At 43.7% G+C, this 6,566-nt stretch carries 7 protein-coding genes; 1 reads left to right on the top strand and 6 read right to left on the bottom strand.

From position 1 onward, the window contains the following. Window positions 1-69 precede the first annotated feature (69 nt). A complete protein-coding gene (locus OC193_RS08480) occupies window positions 70-1,263 on the bottom strand; it encodes a class I SAM-dependent methyltransferase (protein ID WP_048662985.1) in 1,194 nt (397 codons plus the stop codon). A 128-nt stretch (window positions 1,264-1,391) separates the two neighbouring features. Then, complete coding sequence (locus tag OC193_RS08475) at window positions 1,392-2,795, bottom strand: methyl-accepting chemotaxis protein (protein ID WP_048662987.1); 1,404 nt, start codon at window positions 2,793-2,795, stop codon at window positions 1,392-1,394. 88 nt (window positions 2,796-2,883) lie between these two features. On the opposite strand from OC193_RS08475, the gene yccX reads away from it, so the two are divergent. Then, entirely contained in the window at window positions 2,884-3,171 is a 288-nt protein-coding gene (gene yccX / locus OC193_RS08470; RefSeq protein ID WP_048662988.1) for an acylphosphatase, read from the top strand. A 59-nt stretch (window positions 3,172-3,230) separates the two neighbouring features. Here yccX and OC193_RS08465 read toward each other — a convergent pair whose 3' ends face one another. The 4 genes from OC193_RS08465 to OC193_RS08450 all read right to left on the bottom strand — a co-directional run bounded on the left by OC193_RS08465 (window position 3,231) and on the right by OC193_RS08450 (window position 6,566). Next, window positions 3,231-3,560 carry a TusE/DsrC/DsvC family sulfur relay protein gene (locus tag OC193_RS08465; protein ID WP_017057205.1) on the bottom strand — a complete coding sequence of 110 codons (330 nt, stop codon included), beginning with the start codon at window positions 3,558-3,560 and terminating at the stop codon, window positions 3,231-3,233. A gap of 160 nt (window positions 3,561-3,720) precedes the next feature. Continuing rightward, on the bottom strand, window positions 3,721-4,386 hold the full coding sequence (locus OC193_RS08460; protein ID WP_017057206.1) for a Bax inhibitor-1/YccA family protein: 666 nt from the start codon (window positions 4,384-4,386) through the stop codon (window positions 3,721-3,723). Between the two features lie 295 nt (window positions 4,387-4,681). Next, entirely contained in the window at window positions 4,682-5,446 is a 765-nt protein-coding gene (locus tag OC193_RS08455; RefSeq protein WP_017059704.1) for an amino acid ABC transporter ATP-binding protein, read from the bottom strand. A gap of 22 nt (window positions 5,447-5,468) precedes the next feature. After that, on the bottom strand, window positions 5,469-6,566 hold the full coding sequence (locus OC193_RS08450; protein WP_048660774.1) for an amino acid ABC transporter permease: 1,098 nt from the start codon (window positions 6,564-6,566) through the stop codon (window positions 5,469-5,471).

Genomic DNA, 6,566 nt, shown 5'->3' with positions numbered 1-6,566 from the left:
AAAAGGGCCGAAAGGCCCTTTTTTAATACGTCTGCTTTGCTATAAAAGAGAGATTCTAAAGCTCTAAAATTAAAGAACCTTACAAGCAAAGCCTTTCAGGTAGAACCCTTCTGGGTAGGCTGTGTCTGTTAGGTGGTCGGCTGCTTGCTCGAAGCGCTCTACGAACTTAACAGTGCGGCCTGCGTCTAATGCTGCATCAGCGATGATCTTTTGGAATAGGTCTGTACCCATTAAGCCAGAGCAAGAGTAGGTGAGTAGGGTGCCGCCTGGTTTCAGGATTTGCATTGCAAGCATGTTAACGTCTTTGTAGCCGTTAGCGCCTGAAGTTAGGTTGTTCTTGCTTGAAACAAACTTTGGTGGGTCCATGATCACTACGTCAAACTTAGTGCCTTGGTCACGGTACTCACGAAGCAGTTTGAAAACGTCAGCGTTAAGGAACACAGCGCGCTTTTTCGAGATATCAAACTCGTTAAGTTCAGCGTTGAATTTAGCCGTATCAAGAGCAAGTTGAGATACGTCAGCGTTGATAACACGCTTCGCGTCGCCTTTAAGTGCGTAAAGGCCAAAGCCACCTGTGTATGAGAAACAGTTAAGGACATCTTTGCCTTTAACGTACTTCATCGATTCTTTGCGGCTATCACGTTGGTCCATGTAGAAGCCCGTTTTGTGGCCTTCCATAATGTTCACGCTGATCTTAACGCCGTTTTCTTCAATCACGATAGACTTCGGTGGTTCTTCACCGTGAAGAACGCCAACAACCTGTTCTAAGCCTTCTTTCTTACGAACTGCCACGTCTGAACGCTCGTAGATGTTGCAGTCAGGGAAGCATTCAATTAACGCTTCAACCAACACGCTTTTGTTAAACTCAGCGCCAGCACTTAGCAGTTGGCAAACAAGGAAGTCTTGGTATTTGTCGATTGTGATGCCAGGCAGGCCATCAGACTCTGCAGCTGTTAGACGGTAACCCGATAGGCCGTCACGTTCGATGATGTCTTCACGTAAAGACTGTGCATCTTGAATTCGTTTTACAAAGAACGCCTTGTTGATTTCTTCTTTTTCAAATGTCCAAACACGAGCTCGAATTTGAGATTCTGGTGAGTAAGCCGCTTTTGCAAGCCACTGACCATTTTGAGCATATACGTCTACAGTTTCACCTTGTTTTGGTTCGCCTTCGACCTTATCGATACCGCGAGAAAATACCCAAGGGTGTTTGCGGCGTAGTGATTTATCTCGGCCTTTAGCTAGATGAATTGAAGGAGTCATAATTTACTCTGTTTGTTGAATTTGAAGGAGGGGTATTGTCGGGGAAGTACAGGTGAAAAGCAAATAAGAAAGGGCTGCAGAAGCAGCCCTAGTATGATTAATCAACACTTAGTGGTTGGATATCAGTATTAAGCTTTAAGACCTGTCAGTAAACCTTCCATCGTATCGCTTTGTTTACGAAGTTGGTCGACATTGGAATTACTCTTACTGATCATCTCGCAGATACTGTCTGATTGATGACGAATCTCTTCAACACTTTGTGCAATGTTGTCAGCGACTACGCCTTGTTCTTCAGCCGCGGTAGCAATTTGAGTGCTGCTATCTGAAATAGACTGGTTCTTTTCAGCTAATGAACCGATCTCAACGTTCACTTCCGACATCAGTGTTTGGCCTTCACCAGCATTGTTTACCGTTACTTCCATCAGTTTGGTCAGTGATTGGCTGTTACGTTGTAATGACTCAATCATACTTTGGATTTCAACCGTTGCTTGTTGAGTACGACCAGCAAGGGCACGAACTTCATCGGCAACAACAGCAAACCCACGACCTTGCTCACCTGCACGTGCAGCCTCTATGGCAGCATTCAGTGCCAATAGGTTAGTCTGCTCTGAAATGCCATTGATGGTTGCGACCACTTCATCGATCTGCGCCGCGTTGGCATCAAGTTCTTCTACTGCTTGTGAAGCGGATTGGATCTCTTGAGATAGGTTAGAGATAGACTCCAATGTATTTGAAACCTTGACTTGACCACTCTGCGCAACGCCGCGAGCGTCCATCGTTTGTGAACTAGACTCATGAGCAAGGGTAGCTACTTCGCGAATCGTAGCAGCCATTTGCTCCGTTGCACTTGCTAAGCTATTCAGGTGTTCTTGTTGGTTACCAGAGATGTCTGAACTTTGTTGTGTTGACTGGTTTAAGTCCGAGCTGATCTGCTGCATTAGAGCGACAGACTCTTGAATTGATAGAACCATGTTTTGTTCACGCTCTGCTACCTTGTCGATCGTAATAGCAATTTCACTAAACTCATCACGAACTAAGAAGTAGTTCATGCGGCAAGTTAGGTCACCATTAGCCAGTGTGTTTAAAGCTTTGTTCATAGAGAACATCGCACCACCGATGAAGGTCATGATGTAGTAAACACCCAGCGCGATAAGCGTTAGGGTTACAGCGATGATAGAAACCTGAGTCGTAGACAGAGCAGACCAAAGGTTTTGGTCATGGTTAGCAACTAGGCTGAATGCACCATTAATCACCGAAACAGAACCAGCACCGTAGCCCAAAGAGATGGTTTCAGAGCTGCTGACAAGTTGAGCGACTTGATCTTTAGTGAGTTGACCTGCTTCGATAAGTCCTTTCATCAAGAGCATTTCTTCTTGATAAAGGTGAGCAAGCAAAGAGTCCGCGGCGCTATCTAAAACGAGAGTTAATATAACTAGGGCGAGAAGAGGTAATAAGAAGAGTAGATAGAACTTTTCTTGGATTTTTAGGTGAATGAGATATTTGTCAATCCAACGAAATGGGATTTCTTTCATAATCGTTATACTCGAAGTAAGTCCACCAATAAGTGGTGAATGAATAGAAGCTCAACTATATCATTCATATAAATTATGAGGCAACGTTATGGAAAGTTCACAATATATTTTTGTCGTGTCAGGCGTAGTTCAATGTGTTGGGTTTCGTTACCACACCAGTAGGCAAGCGCAAGCTATGGGTCTTTCAGGCTATGCGAAGAACTTAAATGATGGTCGAGTTGAAGTATTAGCTGTCGGAGAGAGTCAACAAATAGAGAAGTTGCATGCTTGGCTCAACATTGGCCCGTCGAGTGCAATAGTAGATAACGTAGATATGCATCAAGTTAAAGATAGTGAGCGCCAAGACGTACGTGTAGGGACGTTTAAAATACTGTAGTTATGGCACTACAGTATTTATATCGAGCGTAATTAAATAACTTAAAGCGGGTTAGGTTTTTACAAGCACTTTGCTGGTTTAGGTAAACCGGCGAGCTTGGTTGCTTGTTTTGCCGGCCCTTTTTTGAATAACTTGAATAGGTACTTGCTGTTACCTTTTTCTGGGCCGTGCGCTTTTTCCATCGCTTTAACTAGCATACGAACCGCTGGTGAGGTATTGAACTCTTCGTAAAAGCTCCTTACAAAATGGACGACTTCTAAGTGTGCATCCGTAAGTTCAATAGCTTCATCTTGAGCAAGTATTTCAATCATACCTTCTTCCCATTGCGTGTAATCCAATAGGTAGCCTTGAGCGTCGGTTTCGATTTGCTTGCCGTTATATTCAAACATGTTTAATCCAGAATCCAATTAACTATGCGGGTAGGGTACATGACCAAGTTTATCTTTCTCAACTGAAATTGTAGCTATCCATAGAAATATCGCACTTATAGATACAAAAAAGCCCAAGAGGTAGGCTCTTGGGCTAGATATTCTTCAATGATGGGAACGATTAGTCGTCGCTGCCCATGATGCCTAGGATGCTTAGCAGGCTGATGAAGATGTTGTAGATTGATACGTACAAGCTGATCGTTGCAGAGATGTAGTTTGTTTCACCGCCACGAATGATGTTTTGCGTTGTAAGCAAGATAACACCAGTCGAGAATAGGATGAACATACCGCTCATTGCCAATGATAGTAGAGGCATCTGTAGGAAGATATTTGCAACCATACCTACAAGCAGTACTACAAAACCAGCTAATAGCATGCCGTTAAGGAACGACAGGTCACGCTTAGTTGTTAGCGCGTAAGCTGATGCGCCCATAAACGCCAGTGCTGTACCGCCAAGTGCAGTTAGGATTACATCACCCATGCCTGCGCCAACGTACATATTAAGAATTGGACCAATGGTGTAGCCTAAGAAACCTGTAAATAGGAATGTGAAGACTAGACCCATGCTGTTGTCACGGTTCTTCTCTGTTAGGAAAAGTAGGCCGTAGAAGCCAACAAGCATGATAATAAGACCCGGGCGAGGAAGGTTCATCGCCATGGATACGCCTGCTACAACAGCAGACCAAAGTAGTGTCATAGACAGTAATGCGTAGGTGTTACGCAACACTTTATTGGTTTGCAGAGCACTTTCTTGAGATGCTGTGCGTGAAAACATAGGGCTGTTCATAATCTTCCTCGTAAGGTGACTTCAATAGTTATTAATACATTTATGGGGGTGAAAGTTCGAAAAATCAAGTCTTTCATTCCTCCTGTATACGTAAAATAATAATAAAAATAGTCGGTTAAGTGTTTCTGAAGGTGTAACAAAGTATTTCTTTAGGCTGTAATTAAGTATAGCTAAAATACGATCTTCAACCTTTAGTCGTCATAGCCAGTTATTTAGAACTTTAGAAAACCATCTATAACCTTGAAAAATAAAGAGGCGATCTAAGCCGCCTCTATAGTTTATGCATCATAACACATTAATGGTGTAAGATTTGACTTAAGAAGTTCTGCGTTCTGTCTGATTGTGGGTTTTCAAAGAAGTCGACAGGGTTGTTCTCTTCTATGATTTCACCGGCATCCATGAAGATAACGCGATCTGCTACCTCTTTTGCAAAGCCCATCTCGTGCGTCACACAAAGCATTGTCATGCCTTCTTCCGCTAGCTCAACCATTACGTCTAATACTTCACGAACCATTTCTGGATCGAGTGCCGACGTTGGCTCATCAAACAGCATCACTTGAGGGTTCATACACAAAGAGCGAGCGATAGCTACACGCTGTTGTTGACCACCTGAAAGTTGACCTGGGAACTTGTCTGCTTGCTCAGGAATTTTCACACGCTCTAGGTATTTCATCGCAATCGCTTCAGCTTCTTCTTTCGGCATCTTTTTGACCCAGATAGGGGCCAAAGTACAGTTCTCTAATACCGTCAGATGTGGGAACAGATTGAAGTGCTGGAAACACATGCCTACATCTCGGCGAACGGCTTCGATGTTCTTGAGATCTTCCGTCAATTCATTACCTGAAACAAAGATATGACCCTTTTGGTGCTCTTCTAATCGGTTGATACAGCGGATCATCGTTGATTTACCTGAGCCGGAAGGGCCACAGATAACGATTTTCTCGCCTTTTTTAACTTCTAGGTTGATGTTCTTAAGTACGTGGAATTCACCGTACCATTTGTTCATGTCTTTCAACTCGATCATAAGACCTTGAGAGTTGTTTTCTGTCTGCTGCGTCATAATACGTCCTTGATCTTGTTAATTATCGTTTGTGACCGGTGTGAAGTCTGTTTTCTAGCCATATCGAATATCTCGACATGCCAAAACAGAACACCCAGAACACTAACGCGACAAATACATAACTTTCTGTTGAATACCCAAGCCATTCAGGGTCGGTATTCGCGGCTTGGCCAATTCCTAACACATCAAACATACCAATAATTAAAACAAGACTGGTATCTTTGAACAAACCAATGAAGGTGTTCACAATTGAAGGAATCGTGATTTTAAGAGCTTGAGGAAGAATGATAAGCCCTGTCTTTTTCCAGTAGCTTAGTCCCAGAGCATCAGCCGCTTCGTATTGGCCTTTTGGTATTGCTTGTAAACCACCACGAATTACTTCTGCCATGTAGGCTGCACTGAATAGTACTACCCCAACAAGTGCTCTAATCAGCTTATCGGTTTCTGTTCCTTCTGATAAAAAGAGCGGGAGCATAACTGAGGCCATGAATAGAACGGTAATGAGCGGTACGCCACGCCAAATTTCGATGTATACGGTACACATACTACGAATGATCGGCATCTCTGAACGACGCCCAAGCGCAAGTGCAACACCAATAGGGAGTGACACTACAATACCAACAAGTGCGATGATCAGTGTGACCAGTAGACCACCCCATTTATGGGTATCGACAACTTCTAACCCAAAGACACCACCGTATAGCAAGCCAGCAATGATAAATGGGTAGATGTTTACGAAGAACAACCAGATCCACGTACGTTTAGGTGTTTTTTCGTAGGCCAGTAAGGCCACAAAAATGGCTAACGTAGCGTAGAAGAGGCGAGGTCGCCACAGTTCAGCTTCTGGGTAGAAGCCATACATGAATTGCTCCCAACGAACGCTAATAAAGACCCAACAAGCGCCTTCGCTAGTGCAGGCATCGCGTGTGGTTCCTATCCAGTCGGCACTGATGAATGCCCAATCCGCTACTGCCCATATAAGGGTAAAAGCAAAGTAAGCAAGAACCACAGTGACGACGCTGTTAATTGGTCCATTAAATAGATTTTTTCTTAACCAACCGACTGGCCCAACGGTATTCGCTGGAGGCGGAAGATCAGGTTGAAATTGATGTGTACTCAT

This window comes from Vibrio crassostreae, from assembly GCF_024347415.1.
GTDB lineage: Bacteria > Pseudomonadota > Gammaproteobacteria > Enterobacterales > Vibrionaceae > Vibrio > Vibrio crassostreae.
Note: the sequence above shows the minus strand (reverse complement) of the source record. Positions and strands in the feature narration are given on the sequence as shown.

Bases quoted from the DNA above. Each gene is read 5' to 3' on its own strand.
- OC193_RS08480 (WP_048662985.1), bottom strand. From the start codon at position 1,263: ATGACTCCTTCAATTCATCTAGCTAAAGGCCGAGATAAATCACTACGC.
- OC193_RS08475 (WP_048662987.1), bottom strand. From the start codon at position 2,795: ATGAAAGAAATCCCATTTCGTTGGATTGACAAATATCTCATTCACCTA.
- yccX (WP_048662988.1), top strand. From the start codon at position 2,884: ATGGAAAGTTCACAATATATTTTTGTCGTGTCAGGCGTAGTTCAATGT.
- OC193_RS08465 (WP_017057205.1), bottom strand. From the start codon at position 3,560: ATGTTTGAATATAACGGCAAGCAAATCGAAACCGACGCTCAAGGCTAC.
- OC193_RS08460 (WP_017057206.1), bottom strand. From the start codon at position 4,386: ATGAACAGCCCTATGTTTTCACGCACAGCATCTCAAGAAAGTGCTCTG.
- OC193_RS08455 (WP_017059704.1), bottom strand. From the start codon at position 5,446: ATGACGCAGCAGACAGAAAACAACTCTCAAGGTCTTATGATCGAGTTG.
- OC193_RS08450 (WP_048660774.1), bottom strand. From the start codon at position 6,566: ATGAGTACACATCAATTTCAACCTGATCTTCCGCCTCCAGCGAATACC.